We start from the raw sequence: 20,243 nt of genomic DNA, 5'->3' as shown, positions 1-20,243 counted from the left end.
GCTTCCGGGCTTCCGGGCTTCCGGGCTTCCGGGCTTCCGGGCTTCCGGGCTTCCGGGCTTCCGGGCTTCCGGGCTTCCGGGCTTCCGGGCTTCCGGGCTTCCGGCGACCACATCACCAACGCCGAGCCCAGCCACCACCACAGCTCAAGCCCGAGCGCCGCCAAAACCGCGCCACCACAACGAAGCTCGGACAACCAACCTCAGCCACAACCAAACCCGCCTCGACAAAACCCGAGGCCAGCCCAGCAAAACAAGGCCAGCCCGGCAAAACGAGGCGCTACAGCTCCGGATCCGACCAGATCTCCAGCTGAATCCCATCCGGGTCCCGGAACACGATCACCGACGAGCCCTCGAAAGTGCGCGACGTCGTGGGCGGCAGGTACGACACCCCGTACTCCGAGAGCCGGTCCTCCCACTCGCAGAGTTCCGCCTTCGAGGACACCGAGAACGCGACGTGGTCGAGCCCCGTCCGGCGTTCGTCGAAGCAGCGGCGGTCGGTGTCGGGGTGCTGGACCAGGACGACGGAGAACCCGTCGCCCGCGGACTTCAGCACGACCTTGTGGATCCCGGTTTCCGGGTCTTCGCGGCGGTGGCACTCCTCGAGGTCGAGCACCCGCGCGTACCACGGGACGCTTCGTTCCACATCGGTCACGGTGAGCGCCAGATGGTGCACAGACGTGAGCTTGGGCATGACTTTTGCGGCCGTCCTTTCCGACCCCCGGCTGCGCACTCCGTGCGTTTGCGACGCGGGGCGCTTGTCACCCACCCCGTGAACCGGCGCCGCCGTGGCCCCGGTCGTCCGACTGCCCCGGAGGCTCCACCAGAGTGACACAGCCGCCCCGATCGGGCGGGCGGATTCACCGACTTCCGCCACGAATCGTGATCTCCTCGTCGCCCGGCGTCCCACAAGCCGGGATGACGTGAACACGAGTAGCGCCCCAGCGGAACGCTGAAATGCGCGAAGACCACATGGTGGGACGCACTTTCAGCGGCCGCCGCCGACCTCCAGCACGGCGCCGACCGTGAACGACGACGCGGGTGACAGGAGCCACAGCACGGCCTCGGCGATCTCCGCGGGCTCGCCCGGCCGGCCCAGCGGGATCCCGGGCGCCAAGCGCTCGAGGCGGTCCGGCAAGCCGGCAGCGGAGTGCAGGCCCGTGGCCACCAGGCCGGGCGCGACGGCGTTCACCCGGATCCCCTCGCCCGCCACTTCCTGCGCCAAGCCGTACGTGAGCGTGTCGACGGCGGCCTTCGTCGCCGCGTAATGCACCCACTCGCCGGCCGAGCCCGTGCGCGCGGCCGTGGACGAGACGTTGACGATGGCGCCACCGGGACCGCCGTACCGAGTCGAGAGCCGCCGCACGGCCTCGCGGCAGCACAGGAACACCCCGCCGACGTTGACCTCCAGCACGCGCCGCACGGTGGCCGCGCTCTGCTCGTCGAGGCGCCCCGGCGTGTTGCCCGTGATGGCCGCGTTGTTCACAACGCCGACCAGCGACCCCATCTCCCCGGCGGTGCCGAAGAGCTTGCGGACTTGCCGTTCGTCGGCGACGTCGGCGCGCACCGCCAAGGCCTTGCGCCCGTGCGCGCGCACCTGCGAAACGACCTCCGCGGCCGGCTCCGAGTCGCCGGAGTAGTTGACCACCACGTCGTAGCCCCGCGAAGCGGCGAGCGTGCAGATCGCCGCGCCGATGCCCCGGCTGCCGCCCGTGACAACGAGAACTCCGCTCACAGGGCGAAGTTCACGAGCGGCAGGTTCTCCAGCACGAGGTCGGCACGGTCACGCGTGCTCGCGATGAGGTCGGCGTTGCGCTGGTCCGAGCCGAGCGCCCGCTGGCGCGCCTCGACCAGTGACCGGCCGTAACGACGGTGGCGCGAAACCAGCCGTTCGATCCGCTCCGGCTCGTCGGGCGCCAGGAACCACGCCTCGGTGAGGTACTGGCGCACGCCGCTCCACGGGTCGTCGGGCAGCAGCAAGTAGTTGCCCTCCGTGATCACGAGCTGCACCTCGGGCGCCACCGCGACCGCACCGGCGATGGGTTCCTCGATCTCGCGGCGGAACTCCGGCGCGTACACGGTTTCCTTGCCCTTCGCGAGCCGGCGGATGAGGTGGACGTAGCCCGCGGCGTCGAACGTGTCGGGCGCGCCCTTGCGCTCGGCGCGGCCGAGCCGGCGCAGCTCCACCTGCGCGAGGTGGAAGCCGTCCATGCCGACGACGGCCGCACGGGAGCCGAGCGCGTTGGCGATCGCCCAGGCCAGCGTGGTCTTGCCGGACGCGGGCGCGCCGATGATGCCGAGCACGCTGCGCTGCCGCGGCTTGGCGAGCCCTTCGGCCCGTGCCAGGAGGTCTTCGAACGCCGTCATCGCACTCCTTCTCCCAACTTCGAGATCGCCGCCGTCCACGACCGCGGCCCCACGTGGCGGACGCGCTCGGCGGCCACCGCGTTCGCGTGCCGGATCCACCCGTCCACCGAGCTTCCACGGGCCGCGATCGCGTGCGCGAGCGCGCCGTGCCACACGTCGCCGGCCCCCAGTGTGTCCCGCGCCTCGACATCGTTGACAGGCACCTGGCCTGAGTCTTCCGCAGTGCTCCAGCGCACCGGATCCGGCCCCGCGGTCCTGATCACGACGGGTACTCCGCGTTCACGCAGCCCCGGCCCGGGCGCGGCGAAGTGCGCGGAGCACGCGGCGACGTCGACCAGCGGCAACAGGTCGTCGAGCACCGGTTTCCAGCTGCCGGCGTCGAGCACGACGGGCACGCCGAGTGACCGCCCGGCCCGCGCGACGGCGAGCGCGAGCTCGGGGTGATGCCCATCGACGAGCACGGCGTCCGCTTGACGCACGAACTCGCTGAGATCCGGAACCTCCACCGGCGCACCGGAAGCCGCGTTGCGCGAAACGACCGTTCGCTCCCCGTCGGAGGCGCGCACGACCACGGCGCTCAGCGGCGGCGAATCGGTACGCGCGGGGTCGAGGTCCACGACGTCGACCCCGCACGCGATGAGGTCGGCGTGCGCGAGCGCTGCCAGCGGGTGGGCCCCGACGACGGTCACGAGCGTCGCGGCGGCCCCGAGCGCGGCCACGGTCACCGCGGCGTTGGTCGCCGGCCCGCCGGCCGCGACGTCCACCCGCAGCGACTGCACCTTCTCGCCCGGCGCCGGGAACTGCGAGACCCGTTGCACGACGTCGACGGTGCACAACCCCGCCAGCAGCACGCGCACGTCAGGTGAGCCCGGCGTGCGTGGTGGCCGCGACCTCCACGACCTCACCGCCTTTGTCGAGCTGCAGCGCGCCCGTCAGCAGGCCGACGACCTGGTTCATCGTGTGCGTCTTCGGCGACACAACGGCCACGCGCTTGCCCAGCCGGTGCACGTGGATCCGGTCGGCGATGTCGAACACGTGCGGCATGTTGTGGCTGATCAGCACCACCGGCAGCCCGCGGTCGCGGATGCGCCCGATCAGCTCCAGCACCTTCGCCGACTCCGCGACGCCGAGCGCGGCCGTCGGCTCGTCCATGATCACGGCCTTCGTGCCGAACGCCGCCGCGCGGGCCACCGCGACGCCCTGGCGCTGGCCGCCCGAAAGCGTCTCGACGAGCTGGTTGATGGACTTGATGTTGATGCCCAGCTCGTCGAGGATCCGTTGCGCCTCCTTGCGCATCTCGCCCGTGTCGAGCTTGCGCGCGATGCCGCCGAACGGCCCGCGCAGCCGCTTTTCCCGGCCCAGGAACATGTTCGACGCGATGTCCAGCGCCGGCGCCACGGCCAGGTCCTGGTACACCGTCTCGATCCCGTGGTGGCGAGCGTCCAAAGGGGACTTGAAGTGCACGACCCGGCCGTCGACGCGGATCTCGCCCTCGTCGGGGATCAGCGCACCCGACAACGCCTTGATGAGGCTGGACTTCCCGGCGCCGTTGTCGCCGACGACGGCGAGCACCTCGCCGGGGTAGAGGTCGAAGTCGGCGCCGTTGATGGCAGTCACGCGGCCGTAGCGCTTCACGAGGCCGCGCGCGGAAAGCGTGGTCTGCTGCCCGTTGTCGGAAGTCATGACTGCTGCTGCCTCCGTGCGATCCGGTCGACGACCACGGCGGCGATGAGGAGCGCGCCGGTCGCGAGGTCCTGGTAGTTGCCGTCCACGCCCATCTGCGTGAGGCCCGAGCGCAGCACCGCCACGACCAGCGCGCCGAACAGCGTGCCCAGCACCGAACCGCGGCCGCCGAAGAGGCTGGTACCGCCCAGGACCACGGCGGTGATCGAGTCGAGGTTGCCGAGCTGGAACTGGTTCGGGTCGGCGTTCGGCGTGCGGCCGAGCGCCTGCCACGCGGCGATGCCGAAGCAGAAGCCCGCGACCAGGTACACGGAGATCACCGTGCGGTTGACCTTGATGCCGGACAGGCGTGCGGACTCCGGCGCGTTGCCCACCGCGTAGACGTGCTTGCCCCACGCGGTTTTCGTGAGCGAGTACCAGACGATGAGGAACATGATCAGCGCGAGCGTCATGCCGTAGGTGATCGGGATGCCGCCGAAGAGGTAACGCTTGGTGCCGAGCCACTGCAGGAGCCCGTCGGTGACCGGCACGGCCTGGCCGCCGGCGATCAGCTTCGCGACGGCGGTGAGGCCGGTGAAGGTGCCGAGCGTGATGATGAAGGCGGGCAGCTTGATGCGCGTGGCGAGTGTGCCGATGAACAGGCCGACGAGCACCGTCAACGCGATTCCCGCCAGCAGCGCGACGAAGCCGTTGATGCCGGCCGCGGCGAGCTTGGCCATGATCAGCGTCGCCACGACCATCGACGCCGCGTTGGACAGGTCGATGCCGGCGATGAGGATGATCAGCGTCTGGCCGAGCGCGAGCGTGCCGACGACCAGCGACTGCTGGACCACTGTGGACAGGTTGTCGAGGTCGAAGAACGTGTCCGTGGCCAGGGAGAAGACCACGATGGCCACGATCAGCGCGAGCGCGGGGCCGACCGCGGGCGCGCGCAGGAGGAACTCGCCGAGCGACTCGCGCTCCCGGGTGCCGTTCACCGTCGCGGTGGTCATTTCGCGCCTCCCCAGCAGTTCTGCAGGCCCCACGTGGTGTTCTGGCTGGGGACGCCCGGCATGGGCTTGTCGGTGATCACGGTGGAGCCGGTGTTCACGAAACCCGTGGGCTTCTTGCCGGTCTTGGCGTATTCGACGGCCGCGAGCACGCCCTGTTCGGCCATCTTCTTCGGGAACTGCATGACCGTGGCGGCGTAGAGGCCGTCCTTGACGTTCTGCACGCCCTCGCAGCCGCCGTCGATCGAGCCCATCACGATGCGGTCGGTGAGGCCGCGGGCCTTGAGCGCGGCGTACGCGCCGCGGCCCATGGGTTCGTTCATGGAGTACACGGCGTTGATGTCCGTGGTGCGCTGCAACAGGTTCTCCATGCCCTGCTGCGCGAGGCTCTGGTCGCCGTTGGCCGCGGTGTGACCCTTGATCTGGGGCGAGGAGTCCGTGAGGCCGATGCCCTTGAGGAAACCGCCGTGACGTTCGGTGTCGACGGAGGAGCCGGCGGTCCCGTCGACCATCAGTAGCTTCGGGTCGACGCCGGCCAGCGCGGCTTTGACGTACGCGCCCTGCTGCTGGCCGGCCGCGAAGTTGTCGGTGGCGAAGGTGGCGTCGACGGCGTCGGCCGGCTCGGTGGCGGTGTCGAGCGCGATCACGAGCACGCCGGCGTCGCGCGCGTCCTTGATCGCCTTGAGCACACCGGTGGACGAGCTCGGGGTGATCAGGATCGTGTTCACGCCCTGCTGCATCAGGTTCTCGATGGCCCGGACCTGGCCGTCGTTGTCGCCGTCGAACTGGCCGGCGAGCGCGCTGAAGTCGGCGCCGTTGGCCTTCGCGGCCGCACTGGCCGCGTTGCGCAGCTCGACGAAGTACGGGTTCGTGTCGGTCTTGGTGACCAGGCCGACCTTGGCCTTGCCGCTGCCGGCCGGGGTCGTGTTGCCGCCCCAGTGGCGCTCGACCGTGCAGCCGGTGGTGACCATCGCGCCGACTGCGACGATCAGCACCAGTGCGGAGAGACTGCGCTGTCTCATGGATGCCCTCCTGCGAGGTTGCCGATGGTCGGCAAGGTAGACAGACTCAGCACACGTCGCAAGCGTTTGCGCAAACGCTTGCGAGTGAACCTCGTGAAGGACTGACATGCCACCAACCCGCTCCTCCCGGCCCACCCAGCGCGACATCGCGGAGCTCGCCGGGGTGTCGATCACGACGGTTTCGCACGTCGTCAACGGCACGCGCGCCGTCGCGGAGGACACGAAGGCCGCCGTGCTGCGGGCCATCGAGACCACCGGCTACACCGGTGACGCGATCGCTCGTTCGCTGGTCACGGGCGGTACGCGCTCGATCGGGATGGCGATCTCGCTGGTCGCCAACCCGTACTTCGCGGCGCTGATGCAGGCGATCGAGCGGGAGGCCTCCGCCAACGGCTACACGGTGCTGCTCGCCGACACGCACGACGCCACGGCGACCGAACGTGACGTGGTGCGGGCCCTGCGGTCCCGTCGCGTCGACGGCCTGCTGGTGACTCCCTCCCCGGGCGACGGTTCGGTGATCGGTGAACTCGTGTCGCTGGACGTGCCGACGGTGCTCATCGACCGGCTCTCGACCCGCACCGACGTCGACCAGGTCGGGGCGGAGAACATCCAGGCCACCTCGGCTTTGACGGCGCACCTCGCGTCGCTCGGGCACCGGCGGATCGGCATGATCTCCGGCGCGCCCGGCCTCACGACCAGCGACGAACGCGTGCTCGGCTACCGGTTGGGCCTGGGCCGTTCGGGGCTCGCGTGGTCGCCCGACCTCGTGGCCTGCGGGAACTCGCACCGCGACGGCGGCGCGCTGGCGTTGAGCACGTTGCTGGCGCTGCCGGAACCGCCGACGGCGCTGGTGGTGGCCAACGACAGCATGATGGTCGGCGTCCTGCACGAGGCCCGCCGGCGCGGCTTGCGCATCGGCCGTGACCTGCCGGTGGTCGTGTACGACGACGTGGAGTGGGCCGACCTGGTGGATCCACCGCTGACCACGATGGCGCAGCCGATCGAGGAGATCGGCCGCCGCGCCGTGCAGTTGCTGCTGGCCCGCCTCGCCGACCCGACGCGCGCGGCCGAGACCGTGCGGCTGCCGCCCACGCTGCGCCACCGGCAGTCGTGCGGGTGCCCCGGAGCGGCCTGACCGTTCACTCACACTGGTGATTCTTGGAGTGGATCGCCTTTCGCGCATCTCGGCTGGGCCTCCCGAGCGGTTACCGTTGGGTAAGCACGACGACGAGGGCCACGCACATGACCGCTCTGGCGCCGGAGATCCCGGTTTGGGGTACGCCGGTCACGCACCGGTTCGGTGTTGCCCTGGGCATGCACGCGAACCCGTACACCGGCGATTTGCTGCGCGCGATCCGCGGCGCCGCCGCGCGCGCCGGCTGCGACCTCATGCTCGCCGACACCCACGATTCCGTCGCCGAAGAGGCGGCCGTGGTGCGCGCGCTGCGGGCGGACCGCGTCGACGGGGTGCTCCTGGTCCCGGCCCCCGGCGACGACGCGGTCATCAACGGCTTGGTGCGCACGGGCGTCCCCACGGTGCTGGTCGACCGCATCGCCGGCCGCAACGACGTCGACCAGGTGGGCTCGGAGAACATCCAGGCGGTGTCTTCGCTGGTGGAGCACCTGGCTTCGCGGCGGCACCGGCGCATCGCCATGATCACCGGCGCCGCCGACTCGGCCGTCAGCGAAGAACGCACGCTGGGCTACCGCCTCGGCCTCGACCGCACCGGCCTGCGCTACAACCCCGAACTCGTCGCCTGCGGCATGTCCTCCCCGGGCGGCGCGGCCCGCGCCGCCGCCAAACTCCTGGACGGCTGGCCCTCGCCGTCCGCGGTGGTCGTCGCCGGCGAGTCGATGCTCATGGGCGTCCAATGGGAAGCCCACCGCCGCGGCATCCACATCGGCGCCGAACTCGCCGTCGTCGGCTTCGGCGACATGGCCTGGGCGCGCACCGTGTCTCCCGCCATCACCACCATGGCCCAGCCGATCTCGGAAATCGGCCGCCGGGCCGTGCAGCTGCTCATGGCGCGGGTGCAGGAGCCAGACCGCCGCCCGGAAGCGGTGCGGCTTGCGCCACGGTTCTTGCACCGCGCTTCATGCGGCTGCTAGAGCTTCACGGCTTTCGCTCTCCCCGCCCGGTTTCGCTCTCACCACCGCCGGCACGCGGCCCCGCCCTCCCAGGGGGCAGGCCCTGGACCCATTCTATCGGCCCCCACCGACAAAAATTCGTGATCGAGGCGCGAGGGCCGAAGTTGTCCACAACTCGGGGTGCCTGTGGACAAGCGTCGGCCTAGGCGAGCGTCGCGGCGGCTTCGAGGAGTAGCCACGCTCCGGTTTGGACGGAGAGGTCGCGTTCGGGAGCGTCAGCGGGGGGTGGGCTCAGGGGCGCGGGGGTGGCCCATTCGGCGCTGAACAGGGGGCCGGTGGGTGTCTGGGTGGCGCCGGACCAGCAGGCGTCCGCGGTGGTGAGGACGAGGGTGCGGGCGGTGGCGGCTTCGGGGGTGGGCAGGCGCGGCACGGCGAGGGCGAGGTAGCGGGCGGCGATGGCGGCGAAGAGGCCGCCATCGCCGCCGTTTTGGCCGCGGAGGATGGCCGAGGGGGCGAGGTGGGTGGCGATGGCGCGGACGGTGCGAGAGGCGGCGTCCACATTGGACTGTTCGAGGCATGCGCCGAGGTAGACGCCTTGGCAGTAGGTGAAAATGTGCTTGATGAGCTCGCCGGTGTCGACGCGGAGGCCGTCCCAGACGAGGCCGGTGGCGGGGTCGACGAGGGTGTCGGTGAGCCACTTCGTCATGTCGCGCGCGCGGGTGGCGTCGCCTTCGCGGGCGTGGAAGATGGCGGCGGGGCCGTTGGCGGGGGCGTTCTTGAACGTGTCGCCGCGGCGCCACCAGATGCCGCCGCCGGCGTCATCGGTCCAGCCTTCGTGGAGCTGGGCGTCGATGTCCGCGATGGCGCGGTCCACATCGGACAGGTCGAGCGCGCGGACGCGTTGCAGGGCAAGGCCGAGCCAGGCGATGTCGTCGTAGTAGTCGTTGATCCACTTTCCGAAGTTGCGGAAGTGCACGGACTTCGCGAACCGCACGATCACCTTCGCCCGCTCGGGCTGCGGGTCGCGCAGCTGGGCGTCGACGAGGCAGTCGAGCAAATGCGCCTGCCACCAGTAGTTCCAGTGCCAGTGCAACCGCTGCCCGACGGTCGGCGGCCAGCCGCTGCGCCCCAGCACCGTCCCGGGCACACCCCAGACGCGCCGCAGGTGCCGCCCCCGCACGGCGCGCTCCGCCGCAGCCGCCCGCCCAACCCGGTCGACGCTCATACCCGCGATTCTGCCCGTTCGCGCAGGATGCCGCCCCCTGATCCCGGCCTGACCCGATTGAAACCGGTTCCTGACAACCCGCCCCTACGTTCGGTGGGGCCCAAGATCCACTCGACAGTCGGGGAGAACACCATGAACGCCAATAAGCTCACCGTTTCCGGTCTCATCGGCGTGGCCGCCGCCTGCGGCGCTCTCGCGCTTTTCGGCCCGGCCGCCAACGCCGCGACCACCAGCGCTCCGGCTCCGGTTGCCGCCCAGCGCACCGCTGCTCCTGCACCCGCGCAGCGCGGCACCACCGCCCCCGCTCCCGCCCAGCGCGGCACGGCTGCCCCGGCCCAGCGTCAAGCGGCCCCGGCCGGCCGCGCCGATGTCGCCGCACCCGCCGAACGGGGCGCCTCCGCGCCCGCTCCCGCCCAGCGCGGCACGGCTGCCCCAACCCAGCGCCGGGCGGCTACGACTCCGGCAGGTCGGACCGGTGTCGCCGCCCCGGTCCAGCGCGGCACCACCGCACCCGCTCCGGCGCAGCGCGGCACGGCTGCCCCGACCCAGCGCCGAGCGGCCACGGCTCCGGCAGGTCGGACCGGTGTCGCCGCTCCGATCCAGCGCGGCACCACCGCACCCGCTCCCGCCCGGCGCGGCACGGCTGCCCCGGCCCGGCGTCAAGAGGCACCGGCCGGCCGCACCGGCGCCTCCGCACCCGCCGAACGCAGCACCACCGCCCCCGCTCCGGTCCAGCGCGGCACGGCTGCCCCGGCCCGGGCCGGTCGCATCGGCGCTTCTGCACCTGCTCCTGCCCAGCGCGGCACCGCTGCTCCCGCTCGGGGCGTCGCCCCGGCCAGCGCGCCGGCGCCGACCGGTCGCACCGGTGTTGCCGCCGCAGCTCACGAGCAGCGCGGCAGTGCCGCGGCTCCCGCACGACGGATCAGCGCGCCCGCGCAGCGCGGCACCACTGCCGCCGTCGGCCGCACCCGCGTCACCGCCCCGGCTCCTGCCCAGCGCCGCACCGGCGTCACCGCTCCGGCGCCCGCCCACCGCTGAAAGCCCTAACCCAGGCGCCCAGCTGGAGCCACCCAGCGACCCCAGCCCAACCCCGCAACAAACTCAAAGAAGCGGCCCACAACACCGAAATCCGGCGACCGACCTACACAACCCGAGGCGCACCCAGACCCGGCCCTGCACCTCGATCCCCGCCTTCCACGCGGTCTGGACCACTTGTCAAGGTACTCTTTCCCGCCTTGACAAGTGGTCCAGACCGTAGTGACACTAAAAAATCGGGGTGCCCGCGCACACCGCGGAACAAGGCAATGATCCGCGCCAGCGGGTCGAGCCGGTCCTCGGCGAAATCACCAAGACCGCGACAAATCAGCATGCTCCCGAACCCAAGCATGCATCACAATCCCCGCCGCAACCCCGGCGTTGATCGACCGCGTGCTCCCGAACTGCGCGATCGACACCACCATCGACGCAGCAGCCTGAGCCTCCTCCGACAGCCCCGGACCCTCCTGGCCGAAGAGCAGCACGCACTGCCGCGGCAACGAAGCCACCTCCACCGGCACCGAACCCGGCGTGTTGTCCACCGCAACCACCGCGAGCCCGGCAGAAGCGGCAAAAGACACCAGCCCCGCGACATCCTCGTGGTGTCGCAGATGCTGGTACCGATCCGTCACCATCGCCCCGCGGCGGTTCCAGCGCCGGCGCCCCACGATGTGTACCTCGGCGGCGGCGAAGGCGTTGGCCGTGCGGACGACCGTGCCGATGTTGTGGTCGTGCTGGAAGTTCTCGATGGCCACGTGGAACGGATGGCGCCGAGCATCCACATCGGACACGATGGCCGAGCGGCGCCAGTACCGGTACGCGTCCACCACGTTCCGATGGTCCCCGTGCTCCAGCAACTCAGGGTCGTACCGCGGGTCCGTGGGCCACGGGCCCACCCAAGGACCCACACCAACCGGCTCACGACCCACCCACTCGGTGGGGCCGGCCTCGGGATCTTCCGTCACAAGGGACGATTCTCGCTCAGCCCAGGCGGACGCGGTGAGCCGGAGTGTCGTCGTGGCGGTGACGCCAGCGGTGGTAGGCGCCGACGTAGGAGAAGATGACCAGCGCCAACGCGATCACCGCGACGGCCGGCAGCAGCGAACGCGGCACCACGGTGTCGTACAGGTAGTACGCGTTGAACCCGCCCGGCAAGTCACCAAGTCCTTGCTGGTGCCGGAAGAAGTTCTCCGCCGCGGTCAGCGGGCACGGGACCGGGGTGACGTTCACCAGCACGCCCCACGCCGCGAAAAACACGTGCACGAGAGCGACGCGCGGCCAGCGCCACGCGAGGAAACCGCCGAGCCCGATGAACAAGAGGGCGAGGATGTGCACCGCCACCGTCACGTCGGCGAGGAAATGCGCCACCGAAGCGTTCACCACCGCCCCCTTTCCCCACGGCTTCTACCAGCGACGTTACTCCGGTAACCGTGCCCCGGCGGGCGAAAATTCCTCACTCGCTGTGATGTTCAACCCAGGGGAGCAACGCGTTCACCCAAGGGGTAACGGAGTGGTCACTCCGGGTACGAACTCCGTGCCGGAAAGATCCCTCACCGCACCCGATCACTCGTGGTGGGCTCTTCGTCCGCACTCGGGATGTACACGTCGCCGACGTTGATGTTCACCTCGACGACCTCCAGCCCCGTCATGCGTTCGATCGCGCCGATCACGCTGCGCCGCACCTGGCGCGAAAGGTCCGCGATGGGCACGCCGTACTCGACGACGATCTCCAGGTCCACCGCCGCCTGCTTCTCCCCGACCTCCACGGCCACGCCCTGGCCGGCACTCGCCGACGCGCCCGGGATGCGGTCGCGCAGCGCCCCCAGCGCCCGCGCCGCGCCGCCGCCCAGTGCGTGGACGCCCGGCACCTCGCGCGTGGCGAGACCGGCGATCTTCTGCACGACCACGTCGGCGATTGTCGTGGTGCCCTGGTCGGTCACGAGGCCAGGAGCCACCACGAGGTCAACGGTCTTCTCGGCGACAGTCATCGAAAATCTCCCTCAGTAGGTTGGGAAACGCGGCGGGACAAGGCTTTCCTGCCCCGTCACCTCTTCGACACAACGGTCCGGTGATCGTCACGACCCGATCGTGTGACGCTCAGGAGAACGCGCCGGCGTCGACGTCGGTGACGATCAGCCGCAACGTCGCGCCCGCCCACTCCGTGTCCGCCAGCACGGGCCGCACCACGGCCTCCGCCCGCGCCAGCAACGGCGGCAGCGGCAGCCGCGTGGCAATCAGCCGGACCTGCACCGCCGCCGGCGTCAGATCCACCGCAGAACCCCAACTCCGCTCGACGGCCGGCCGCAATCCCTCCACATCGGCCAGTGCCGCGACCACGCGCTCGGCGACGCTCACCGGCGCTCCAGCTCGATATCCACAATGGACACCACCACGGCGCCGACCGCCAGCCCCGTCTGCTCGGCCACCACGCGCGTCACCGACCGCTGCACCGCTCGCCCCACGGCCGCGGCCTGGTCGAACGCCGACGTCACCACGTCGACCTCCACCGACAGCCCGCCCTCGACGTTGCGCACGCGCACCCCGTCGATCGGGGCCGGATCCAGTCCCTGCCACCGCCCGCGCGCCGCCCGCGTCCACGCCGTGACGAGACCGCGCAAGCCCGGCTCCAGCCGCACCACGCCGGGGGTGTCGAGCGCGGCCCGGGCCGCGACGCTCGCGACCACAGGGTCCGCGATCACGTACTCGGCCTCGCCCGTCATTCCCCGTCCTCGTACACGTCTTCGACCAGCAGGTCGAGCTTCGCGAGCGTCAGCCCGACGCGCGCCGCGGCCGCGGCCGTGACGCGTTCGCGCACCCGGGCCAACGTCTCGGCACCGGCGACGTTGCCCAGCCGCACCGCGAGGGTGAGCTCGACTTCGACGATCCCGCCCCCGTCGGAAGCCACCCCGACCGCGCGGACGCGACAGCGCCGCGCGCGGACGTCACCCGCGGAGTCGGCCGCATACCGGAGCACGACGGCAACGGCCGCCTCGCTCACCTCCACGCGCCCTGGTTCCGGCGTCGGCAGGTCGAGCATCTGTCCGCGCCGCGCCTCCGCGCGCACGGCCGACATGATGCGTCCCACCAGGCCCGGCGGCACCGGATCCGGCTCGGCGACGAGCTCGGCCGTTGCCTCACGCAACGCCCGGAGGCTCGCGCGCGCGGTGCCGCAGTGCGGGCAGGTCGCCTCGTGCTCGTCGACCGCGTCGAGCCGGTCCCAGAGCGCGTCCAGGTCCCGGCCGCAGGGCAGTTCATACCCTTGGTTCACCGCCACGGCTTCATCACCTCCGCCAGCTGCGCCCGAGCCCGGGCGATGCGGCCCCGGACCGCCGCCGGGTTCACCCCGACGACCTCGGCGATCTCGTCGTAGGAGCGGCCGTGGACCTCACGCAGGAGCCAGCACACGCGTTGCGGCGGCGTGAGCTGCTGCAACGCCGCGTTGAGCGCTTCGAGCTGCCCGTTGACCTGCGCCGCGTGCTCCGGCTGTCCGTCGGTGCGCGGCGACTCGGCCAGCTCCAGGTCGACGTCGGCCTGCGGACGGCGCGCGCGGATCACGTTGAGGCAGCGGTTGGCGGTACTGCGGTAGAGCCAGCCGACGAACGCGCTGTCGTCCTGCAGCTGCGCGAGCTTGCGCCAGGCGCCGAGGAACACCTCCTGCACCACGTCCTCGGCGTCGCCACGGTGGTTGAGCATCTTCACCGCGAGCCGGAACATGGGTGCTTGGTAACGCAGCACGAGCTGTTCGTACGCCCGCACGTCGCCGTCTCGGGCGCGGCCGACCAGCGTCGCGTCGTCGAGCTCCGTCGTGGTCACGGCACCCCCTTCCACCAGGGGGACACCTGCGAGGGGGCGTTCGTCACGCACGCATTCTCGGTGATCTTCGAGAATCGCGCTCAGCTCAGGCCGAGGTCGTCCTTGTCGAGCAGGTAGCGGTACTCGAGACCTTCCTTCTCGATGGCCTCACGCGCGCCCGTGTCGCGGTCGACCACCGTGGCGACGCCGGCGACGATCGCCCCGGCCTCGCGCAGCGCCTCGACGGCCGTGAGCACACTGCCGCCCGTGGTCGAGGTGTCCTCGACGGCCAGCACGCGCTGCCCCCGCACCTCGACGCCCTCGATGCGGCGCTGCATGCCGTGCTCCTTCACCGCCTTGCGGACGACGAAGGCGTCGAGCACCATCCCGTCGCTCGCGGCGGAGTGCAGCATCGCCAGCGCGACCGGGTCGGCGCCGAGGGTGAGGCCGCCGGCGGCGACGTAGTCCCAGTCGGCCGTGAGCTGCCGCAGCAGCTTCCCGATGAGCGGCGCCGCCGCGTGGTGCAGGGTCGCCCGGCGGAGATCGACGTAGTAGTCGGCTTCCTTGCCCGACGATAGGGTCACCTTGCCGTGCACCACGGCCAGTTCGGTGACCAGCCTGGCCAGTTCGAGCTTCGCACTTTGATCCAACCCGGGGTACGCCACGGCCGAGAGTCTTACACACGCCACCGACAGGCCCGCTCGTCACTCGCCGAGCGCGACGGCCGTCACGGACCGCGTCCGCGTGGCCACCCAGGCGGGCACCAGCGACGCCACCAGCGCGAGCACGGCGGCGGTCGCGACCACGGTGAGGTAGACCCCGATCGGCCCGGTCGGCAGCGGCGAACCCGTGGCCACCAGGCAGAACGGCACGATCGCGCCCGCGGAGACGACCGTGCCGAGCACCACGCCGATCGTCGCGATCAGGCCGCCTTCGACGCCGGCCATGCGCAGCACCTGCGTCCGCGTGAAGCCGCCGAGACGCTGGAGGCCGAACTCGCGGCGACGGCGCGCGGTGGCCATCACGAGCGTGTTCACGACCGAGATCACGGTGTAGCCGATGATCATCCCGATCATCAGGTAGTTGACCCACGCGCCCACCGCGTCACCGGTTGCGTGCGCGGCGAGCAGCGACTCGCGGTCACCGACGGACACGGGTTGGCCGACGGTGGCCGTGGTGAGGTTCGCCGTGAGCCGCGCCTGGTCGACGCCGGGCGCGGCGCGCACCAGCACCTGCGGCGCAAGACCCGCGGTGGTGTGGGCGGCGAGCAGGCCGGCGGGGAACAGCAGCGTCTCGAACCCGGCGCGCTGGTCGACGAGCGCGACGACGCGAACGGCCACCTCGTACCCGTCCCCGAGCCGGAGCGTGACGACGTCGCCGACTCCGCGGTGCAGCCCTGTGGCCACGCTCGCGGGCAACGCGACGGCGTCGCCGGTGAGCGCGTCGAGGCTGCCCGCGGTTACCTTCGCCGACGTCGTCTGCGCGGCGCTGCCGGCGGTGAGGCCGAGGGCCGGGTGGCCGTCGTCGTCCTGGCTGTCGTCGTAGGGCGCGGTGACGAAGACCGTGCTGGTCACGTACTCCGACGCGGCGACGACGCCCGGTGCGTCCTGCACGCGCCGGAGCAGCTCGGGGCTGACGCCGGCCGGGGCGGCCACCACGGCGTCGGCACGCAGGTCTTCGGTGAAAGCCTGCTGCGACACCGCTTGGGTGGTCGTCTGCAGGTAGATGTTGGCGGTCGCGATGCCCACGGCCAGCATGATCGGCGTGACCGCGCCCGACACCTTCGTCGCCGCGGCCCGCGTGTTGGCCAGCGCCAGCCAGCCGGTGACGCCGCCAAACAGGCGGACTGGAGCGCGAAGCAGCAGCGCCATGAGCTTCGTGACGCCAGGGCTGATCGCCGCGACGCCGATCGCCCACAGCATCACCGCGGGTCCCGCCGTGCTCGCCGCGATGGGACCGGTCATCACCGCGAGCGTCACGATTCCGAGCGCCGTGCCGCCGCCGAAGCAGAGCACGGCGACGATCAGCCGCAACGGCGTGAGCCACCGGCGTTCGACCGCGGCTTCGGCCAGCGCTTCCGTCGGCCGGATCCGGCTCACGCGCCGGGCCGCGACCACGGCCGCGAGCACCACGGCGAGCAACGTCGCGCCGGCGGCGACGACCATCGGCAGCCAGCCCTGGTGGAACTGCACGACGTCGGGCACGACGCCGGCGTTCGTCAGACGGCCGAACAGCCGGCGGCCGAGCAACGGGCCGAGCGCGGCGGCCGCGGCGATGGCGAGCACGCCGATCGCGACAGCCTCGCCGAGCACCATCCGGCGCAGCTGCCGCGGAGTGGTGCCGATGGCGCGCAGCAGAGCCAATTCCCGGCGGCGCTGCTGCGTCGCGAGGCCCAAGGTGCTGGCCACGACGAACAACGCGACGAGCACGGACAGGCCACCGGACACAGCCGAGAGGACCACGAGGTTGGTGCCGCTGGCGTCGGCCTGCGGGAACTCGGCGTGGCCGCGGTCGTCGCCGGTCAACGCGACGATTCCGTCGCCAAGATTCAGGCGCGCGGCGACGGTGGCGGGGTCTTCGCTCGTGAACACACCGAAGTCGTCGATCTGGTTTCCGGCCAGCCGCGCGGCTTCGGTGGCGGTGAAGAAGATCGTGGGCGCGGTCGTCGACGCGGTGGCGATGCCGGTGACGCGGTAGGTGCCGGTGGTGCCGCGGGCGGCGAGCTGGATGGTGTCGCCGGGCTTCGCGGTCACGTCGGCGACCACGACCTCACCGTCGCCAGGAGCGTGGCCGGAAGTGAGCGTGTACGGCGTGAGGACGGCGGAATCCCAGGCGTGGCCGGTCGCCGGACCTTGCGGCAGCGCCACGGGAACGGTCACGTCACTGACCACAGTGGACACTCCGGGCGTCGCGCCGATCTTGGCGGCCAGCGCCGGATCCAGGCGCACGGTCTCCGGCAGCGCGACCCCTTCGGTCTTGAGCTTGCCCTCGCCCGGATCCCGTTTGGGGAGCCGGATCTCCTGCTGCCCCGCCACGACGATCGGCGCGGCCGCCAGCCGCTGCGGCGGCGCGTCGGCGCGGATGCCCGTCTCCATCAGGCCACCGCACGCCGACACGATCACCGCGCCGAGGAACGCGGCCACGAACGTCGCGAGGAAACCGCCTTTGCGCAACCGGAGCGTGCGCAGCGCGAGCCGGAACATCAGGCACCACCGACCGCGACGGCGCCGGCCCACGCGCCGAGGTGCGTCATCCGCGCGGCCACGGCTTCGGGAGTCGGGTGCGCGAGCTCGCCGGCAACCCGGCCGTCGGCGAGGAAAACCACGCGGTCGGCGTGCGCGGCGGCAACCGGGTCGTGGGTCACCATCACGACGGTGAGCCCGCCGCGCACCGAATCCCTCAGCAGGGCAAGGACTTCGGCCGCGGTGCGCGTGTCGAGGGCGCCCGTGGGCTCGTCGGCGAAGAGCACGGCCGGGCGCGCCACGAGCGCCCGCGCGATGGCCACGCGCTGCTGCTGCCCGCCGGACAGCTCACCCGGGTGGTGCCGGCGCCGGTCGGCGAGGCCGACATGCGTGAGCATCCGCGTCACCAGCTTGCGGTCGACGCGGCGGCCGGCCAGGCGGAGCGGGAGCACCACGTTCTGCTCGACCGTCAGCGCGGGCAGGAGGTTGAACGCCTGGAACACGAAGCCGATCCGGTCGCGGCGCAGCTTCGTCAGCTGCGTCTCCGACAGCTTCGCGAGGTCCTGCCCGTCGAGGTGCACCGAGCCGGCCGTCGGGCGGTCGAGGCCCGCGGCGCAGTGCAGGAACGTGCTCTTGCCCGAGCCCGAAGGCCCCATCACGGCGGTGAACCCGCCGCGCGGGAACACCAGGTCGACGCCCGCCAGCGCGGTGACCCGCCCGTAGTCCTTCCGCACGGCCTGCAGCCGCACCGCCTCATCCGTCATGGGGAAAACGCTAGGCAGCGACGGCGGTTCGCACCCTGGTGCCAGCTCGCCGGGCCGGGGTGGGGGCAGCCCTACCTCACGTGCGGCTTCGGTTGCCGAACCCGGCCGACAGGCGGCGCAGCACCCCGCGCGGCAGCAGCCCGGTGACGGCGACCAGCGCTTTGTACTGCAGGCTCGGCACGGAGATGACCTTGCCGCGGCGCAGATCCGCGAGCGCTTCGTTCACGACCTGCTCGACGCCGAGCCAGAACGCCTGCGGGCCTTCCTTCTCCAGGCCGGCGCGCTCGTGGAACTCCGTGGTGGTGAAGCCGGGGCAGAGCGCCATCATGCGGACGCCGGGCGGCAGCGACGTTGCGATGCCTTCGGTGAACGACGTGACCCAGTTCTTGCTGGCCGTGTACGTGGAGCCGCGGCCGGAGAAGAATCCGGCGACGCTGGAGACGTTGATGATGTCGCCGTGGCCGCGCTCGACCATGCCGGGCAGCGCGGCGCGGGTGAGGCGCAGGACGGCGGTGACGTTCACGTCGAGCTGGCGCTGCAACGCGTCGGGGGAGATCTTCCAGAAGTCGCCGGAGAGGCCGAATCCGGCGTTGTTGATCAGCAGGTCGACTGGTTCCGCGGTGAGCCGTTCCTCGACCTTCGCGCGGCCGTCCACTTCGGACAGATCGGCGGGGAGCACCTCGGTGTTCACTTGATGGCGATCTGCCAATTGCTTGGCGAACGCCTCGAGGCGCGCTCGGTCGCGGGCGACGAGCACGAGGTCGTGTTTCTCGGCGGCGAGCGTGCGCGCGAACTGCGCTCCGATGCCCGCGGTGGCTCCGGTGATCACGGCGGTGGCGGTCATGGGGCGAACCTACCTGCAGTCGCGTTTGTCCCAGTGGCGAAGTATGGTCCGGCCCATGGGCAAGCACACCCAGCGAAAGCCCGGTTACCTCCCGAAGGTGGCCTCCGGTGCGGCACCCCTCGCACTGCTGCTCGCCGGCCCTGCGTCCGCGCTGGCCGATCCCACTCTTCCCCTCGACGGCCTGCCGCTGGACCTGCAGCAGCACGGCACGCTCGACCACTCCGTGCACTCCTCGGCCGCATCGGTGGGGGTCGCCCGCGACACCTCCGTGGCGACCCACGGGCTTCCGGTGTCGACTGCTTCTTCCCTGACGCAGGCGGTGTCCGACACCACCGGGTACGGCCTTTCGGATTCACTCACAGCGGTGAAAACGACCAACGGTTTTTCGCAGTCACAGCGCCACGAAGTGCGAACGGGCTCGCCGGTCCGGCTGATGGCGGGCAACTCGTCGCGGGTCACGTCCACTTCGCCCGCTTCTTCCACGGCAGAGGGCGTCTGGCTGCCCTACGGCGTCGACGTCCCCACGGACTCCTCCGGCGCCGGCAGCTTCGCCGGCGACCTCGGCGGCGGCGTGGGGGTGCACCGCACGTCCGGCTACGCCGTGGACTTCGGCGGGCCGGGCTCGGTGGTGGCCAACTCGGCGCACCACGCCACGGGCCAGTTCGTCGGCTCCCTGGACGTCTCGGACGTCGGCCAGCGCCACATCGCGACAGCCGACGCCGGGCCGGTTTCGGGCTTCCTGCTGACCACGCAGTCCTTGTCGGGCAACGACTTCCGCGGCGAACTGAAGGCAGCGGACGCCACTTCGGCGCGGGTTTCGACGGGGACTTCGGTTTCGCCGCGGGTCGGCCACGCGCAGTCGGTGGGGGCGACGGCGTTCGGGGCTCCGGTGGTGCCGGATGTGGTGTTTTCGACGCCGCCGTTGGGGTGAGCTGCTTCCGGAGATGAAAACGGCCGCCTCTTTCGGGACGGCCGTTTCTCGTGCAATGAAGCCTCGCCGTCGGGCGGCCGCCTTGCGGGCGGCCGTACTCGCGCACGGGTCAGGCTTCGTCGCGTTCAGGGTCTGGCTTCGCCGGCGAGGCCATGAACGGGGCGGATGCGATGCACCGTTGACGTGCGGCGGAACCGACATGAAGGTGTTGACCCGGACATAAAACGGCCGCCTCTTTCGGGGCGGCCGTTTCGCGTTCGGGGTCAGTCGTCGTCGACGTCCGGGTCGGGTTTGGCCGGTGGGGCGGCCGGGACGGAGCCGTAG

General features: G+C 71.5%; 23 protein-coding genes. 4 read left to right on the top strand and 19 right to left on the bottom strand.

Features of this window, described 5'->3' with window-relative positions:
- Positions 1-277: 277 nt before the first annotated feature.
- The 7 genes from ACFY1H_RS03040 to ACFY1H_RS03010 form a co-directional block, all read right to left on the bottom strand.
- Positions 278-691 (bottom strand): VOC family protein, encoded by a 414-nt coding sequence (locus ACFY1H_RS03040; RefSeq protein ID WP_366580254.1) that lies wholly within the window; start codon positions 689-691, stop codon positions 278-280.
- Between the two features lie 294 nt (positions 692-985).
- Positions 986-1,732: an SDR family oxidoreductase gene (locus tag ACFY1H_RS03035; protein WP_386944187.1), complete on the bottom strand. Its 747-nt coding sequence runs from the start codon at positions 1,730-1,732 to the stop codon at positions 986-988.
- The gene (locus ACFY1H_RS03030; protein ID WP_366580250.1) at positions 1,729-2,364 is read right to left on the bottom strand and encodes a nucleoside/nucleotide kinase family protein; all 636 of its coding nucleotides are present in this window, start codon (positions 2,362-2,364) and stop codon (positions 1,729-1,731) included. Before ACFY1H_RS03030 ends, ACFY1H_RS03035 begins: the two co-directional genes overlap by 4 nt.
- Complete coding sequence (locus ACFY1H_RS03025) at positions 2,361-3,215, bottom strand: PfkB family carbohydrate kinase (protein ID WP_386944840.1); 855 nt, start codon at positions 3,213-3,215, stop codon at positions 2,361-2,363. Before ACFY1H_RS03025 ends, ACFY1H_RS03030 begins: the two co-directional genes overlap by 4 nt.
- Positions 3,216-3,222: 7 nt before the next feature.
- Positions 3,223-4,047 carry an ATP-binding cassette domain-containing protein gene (locus ACFY1H_RS03020; RefSeq protein ID WP_366580246.1) on the bottom strand — a complete coding sequence of 275 codons (825 nt, stop codon included), beginning with the start codon at positions 4,045-4,047 and terminating at the stop codon, positions 3,223-3,225.
- Positions 4,044-5,039, bottom strand: a complete 996-nt coding sequence (locus ACFY1H_RS03015; protein WP_386944184.1) for an ABC transporter permease — start codon at positions 5,037-5,039, stop codon at positions 4,044-4,046. Before ACFY1H_RS03015 ends, ACFY1H_RS03020 begins: the two co-directional genes overlap by 4 nt.
- Positions 5,036-6,058, bottom strand: coding sequence for a substrate-binding domain-containing protein (locus tag ACFY1H_RS03010; RefSeq protein ID WP_366580242.1), 1,023 nt, complete (start codon positions 6,056-6,058; stop codon positions 5,036-5,038). The genes ACFY1H_RS03015 and ACFY1H_RS03010 overlap by 4 nt, the downstream gene beginning before the upstream one ends.
- Before the next feature lie 106 nt (positions 6,059-6,164).
- Between ACFY1H_RS03010 and ACFY1H_RS03005 the strand changes: the two genes are divergently transcribed.
- Together ACFY1H_RS03005 and ACFY1H_RS03000 are read left to right on the top strand one after the other, a co-directional pair.
- Complete coding sequence (locus ACFY1H_RS03005) at positions 6,165-7,193, top strand: LacI family DNA-binding transcriptional regulator (protein ID WP_366580240.1); 1,029 nt, start codon at positions 6,165-6,167, stop codon at positions 7,191-7,193.
- Between the two features lie 107 nt (positions 7,194-7,300).
- Positions 7,301-8,167 carry a substrate-binding domain-containing protein gene (locus ACFY1H_RS03000; protein WP_366580238.1) on the top strand — a complete coding sequence of 289 codons (867 nt, stop codon included), beginning with the start codon at positions 7,301-7,303 and terminating at the stop codon, positions 8,165-8,167.
- Positions 8,168-8,348: 181 nt separating this feature from the next.
- Here ACFY1H_RS03000 and ACFY1H_RS02995 read toward each other — a convergent pair whose 3' ends face one another.
- Positions 8,349-9,371 carry a glycoside hydrolase family 76 protein gene (locus tag ACFY1H_RS02995; protein ID WP_366580236.1) on the bottom strand — a complete coding sequence of 341 codons (1,023 nt, stop codon included), beginning with the start codon at positions 9,369-9,371 and terminating at the stop codon, positions 8,349-8,351.
- A 132-nt stretch (positions 9,372-9,503) separates the two neighbouring features.
- Between ACFY1H_RS02995 and ACFY1H_RS02990 the strand changes: the two genes are divergently transcribed.
- Positions 9,504-10,409, top strand: a complete 906-nt coding sequence (locus ACFY1H_RS02990) for a hypothetical protein (RefSeq protein ID WP_386944181.1) — start codon at positions 9,504-9,506, stop codon at positions 10,407-10,409.
- Positions 10,410-10,714: 305 nt separating this feature from the next.
- Here the strand turns inward: ACFY1H_RS02990 and ACFY1H_RS02985 are convergent, their stop codons facing one another.
- From ACFY1H_RS02985 to ACFY1H_RS02935, 11 genes are all read right to left on the bottom strand, one after another.
- Positions 10,715-11,371, bottom strand: coding sequence for a TrmH family RNA methyltransferase (locus ACFY1H_RS02985; protein WP_386944179.1), 657 nt, complete (start codon positions 11,369-11,371; stop codon positions 10,715-10,717).
- Positions 11,372-11,387: 16 nt separating this feature from the next.
- Positions 11,388-11,774, bottom strand: a complete 387-nt coding sequence (locus tag ACFY1H_RS02980; protein WP_366580545.1) for a DUF2784 domain-containing protein — start codon at positions 11,772-11,774, stop codon at positions 11,388-11,390.
- A gap of 182 nt (positions 11,775-11,956) precedes the next feature.
- The gene (locus ACFY1H_RS02975; protein ID WP_364054515.1) at positions 11,957-12,394 is read right to left on the bottom strand and encodes an Asp23/Gls24 family envelope stress response protein; all 438 of its coding nucleotides are present in this window, start codon (positions 12,392-12,394) and stop codon (positions 11,957-11,959) included.
- 109 nt (positions 12,395-12,503) lie between these two features.
- Positions 12,504-12,761 (bottom strand): hypothetical protein, encoded by a 258-nt coding sequence (locus ACFY1H_RS02970; RefSeq protein ID WP_386944177.1) that lies wholly within the window; start codon positions 12,759-12,761, stop codon positions 12,504-12,506.
- Entirely contained in the window at positions 12,758-13,126 is a 369-nt protein-coding gene (locus tag ACFY1H_RS02965; protein ID WP_386944175.1) for an Asp23/Gls24 family envelope stress response protein, read from the bottom strand. The genes ACFY1H_RS02970 and ACFY1H_RS02965 overlap by 4 nt, the downstream gene beginning before the upstream one ends.
- Positions 13,123-13,680: an anti-sigma factor family protein gene (locus tag ACFY1H_RS02960; RefSeq protein WP_386944173.1), complete on the bottom strand. Its 558-nt coding sequence runs from the start codon at positions 13,678-13,680 to the stop codon at positions 13,123-13,125. The genes ACFY1H_RS02965 and ACFY1H_RS02960 overlap by 4 nt, the downstream gene beginning before the upstream one ends.
- Positions 13,671-14,219: a sigma-70 family RNA polymerase sigma factor gene (locus ACFY1H_RS02955; protein ID WP_366580223.1), complete on the bottom strand. Its 549-nt coding sequence runs from the start codon at positions 14,217-14,219 to the stop codon at positions 13,671-13,673. Before ACFY1H_RS02955 ends, ACFY1H_RS02960 begins: the two co-directional genes overlap by 10 nt.
- An 80-nt stretch (positions 14,220-14,299) precedes the next feature.
- Positions 14,300-14,863, bottom strand: coding sequence for an orotate phosphoribosyltransferase (gene pyrE / locus ACFY1H_RS02950; protein WP_366580221.1), 564 nt, complete (start codon positions 14,861-14,863; stop codon positions 14,300-14,302).
- A gap of 39 nt (positions 14,864-14,902) precedes the next feature.
- Entirely contained in the window at positions 14,903-17,401 is a 2,499-nt protein-coding gene (locus tag ACFY1H_RS02945) for an FtsX-like permease family protein (protein WP_386944171.1), read from the bottom strand.
- Positions 17,401-18,144, bottom strand: coding sequence for an ABC transporter ATP-binding protein (locus ACFY1H_RS02940; RefSeq protein ID WP_366580217.1), 744 nt, complete (start codon positions 18,142-18,144; stop codon positions 17,401-17,403). The genes ACFY1H_RS02945 and ACFY1H_RS02940 overlap by 1 nt, the downstream gene beginning before the upstream one ends.
- 76 nt (positions 18,145-18,220) lie before the next feature.
- Positions 18,221-18,988, bottom strand: coding sequence for an SDR family NAD(P)-dependent oxidoreductase (locus ACFY1H_RS02935; protein ID WP_386944168.1), 768 nt, complete (start codon positions 18,986-18,988; stop codon positions 18,221-18,223).
- Positions 18,989-19,043: 55 nt separating this feature from the next.
- Between ACFY1H_RS02935 and ACFY1H_RS02930 the strand changes: the two genes are divergently transcribed.
- On the top strand, positions 19,044-19,919 hold the full coding sequence (locus tag ACFY1H_RS02930; RefSeq protein WP_386944166.1) for a hypothetical protein: 876 nt from the start codon (positions 19,044-19,046) through the stop codon (positions 19,917-19,919).
- The last annotated feature ends 324 nt before the right edge of the window (positions 19,920-20,243 follow it).

Origin of the sequence: Amycolatopsis sp. NPDC001319, assembly GCF_042896185.1 — a bacterium.
GTDB lineage: Bacteria > Actinomycetota > Actinomycetes > Mycobacteriales > Pseudonocardiaceae > Amycolatopsis.
The sequence above is the reverse complement of the archived record's forward strand: the minus strand, read 5'-3'. Positions and strand labels throughout refer to the sequence as shown.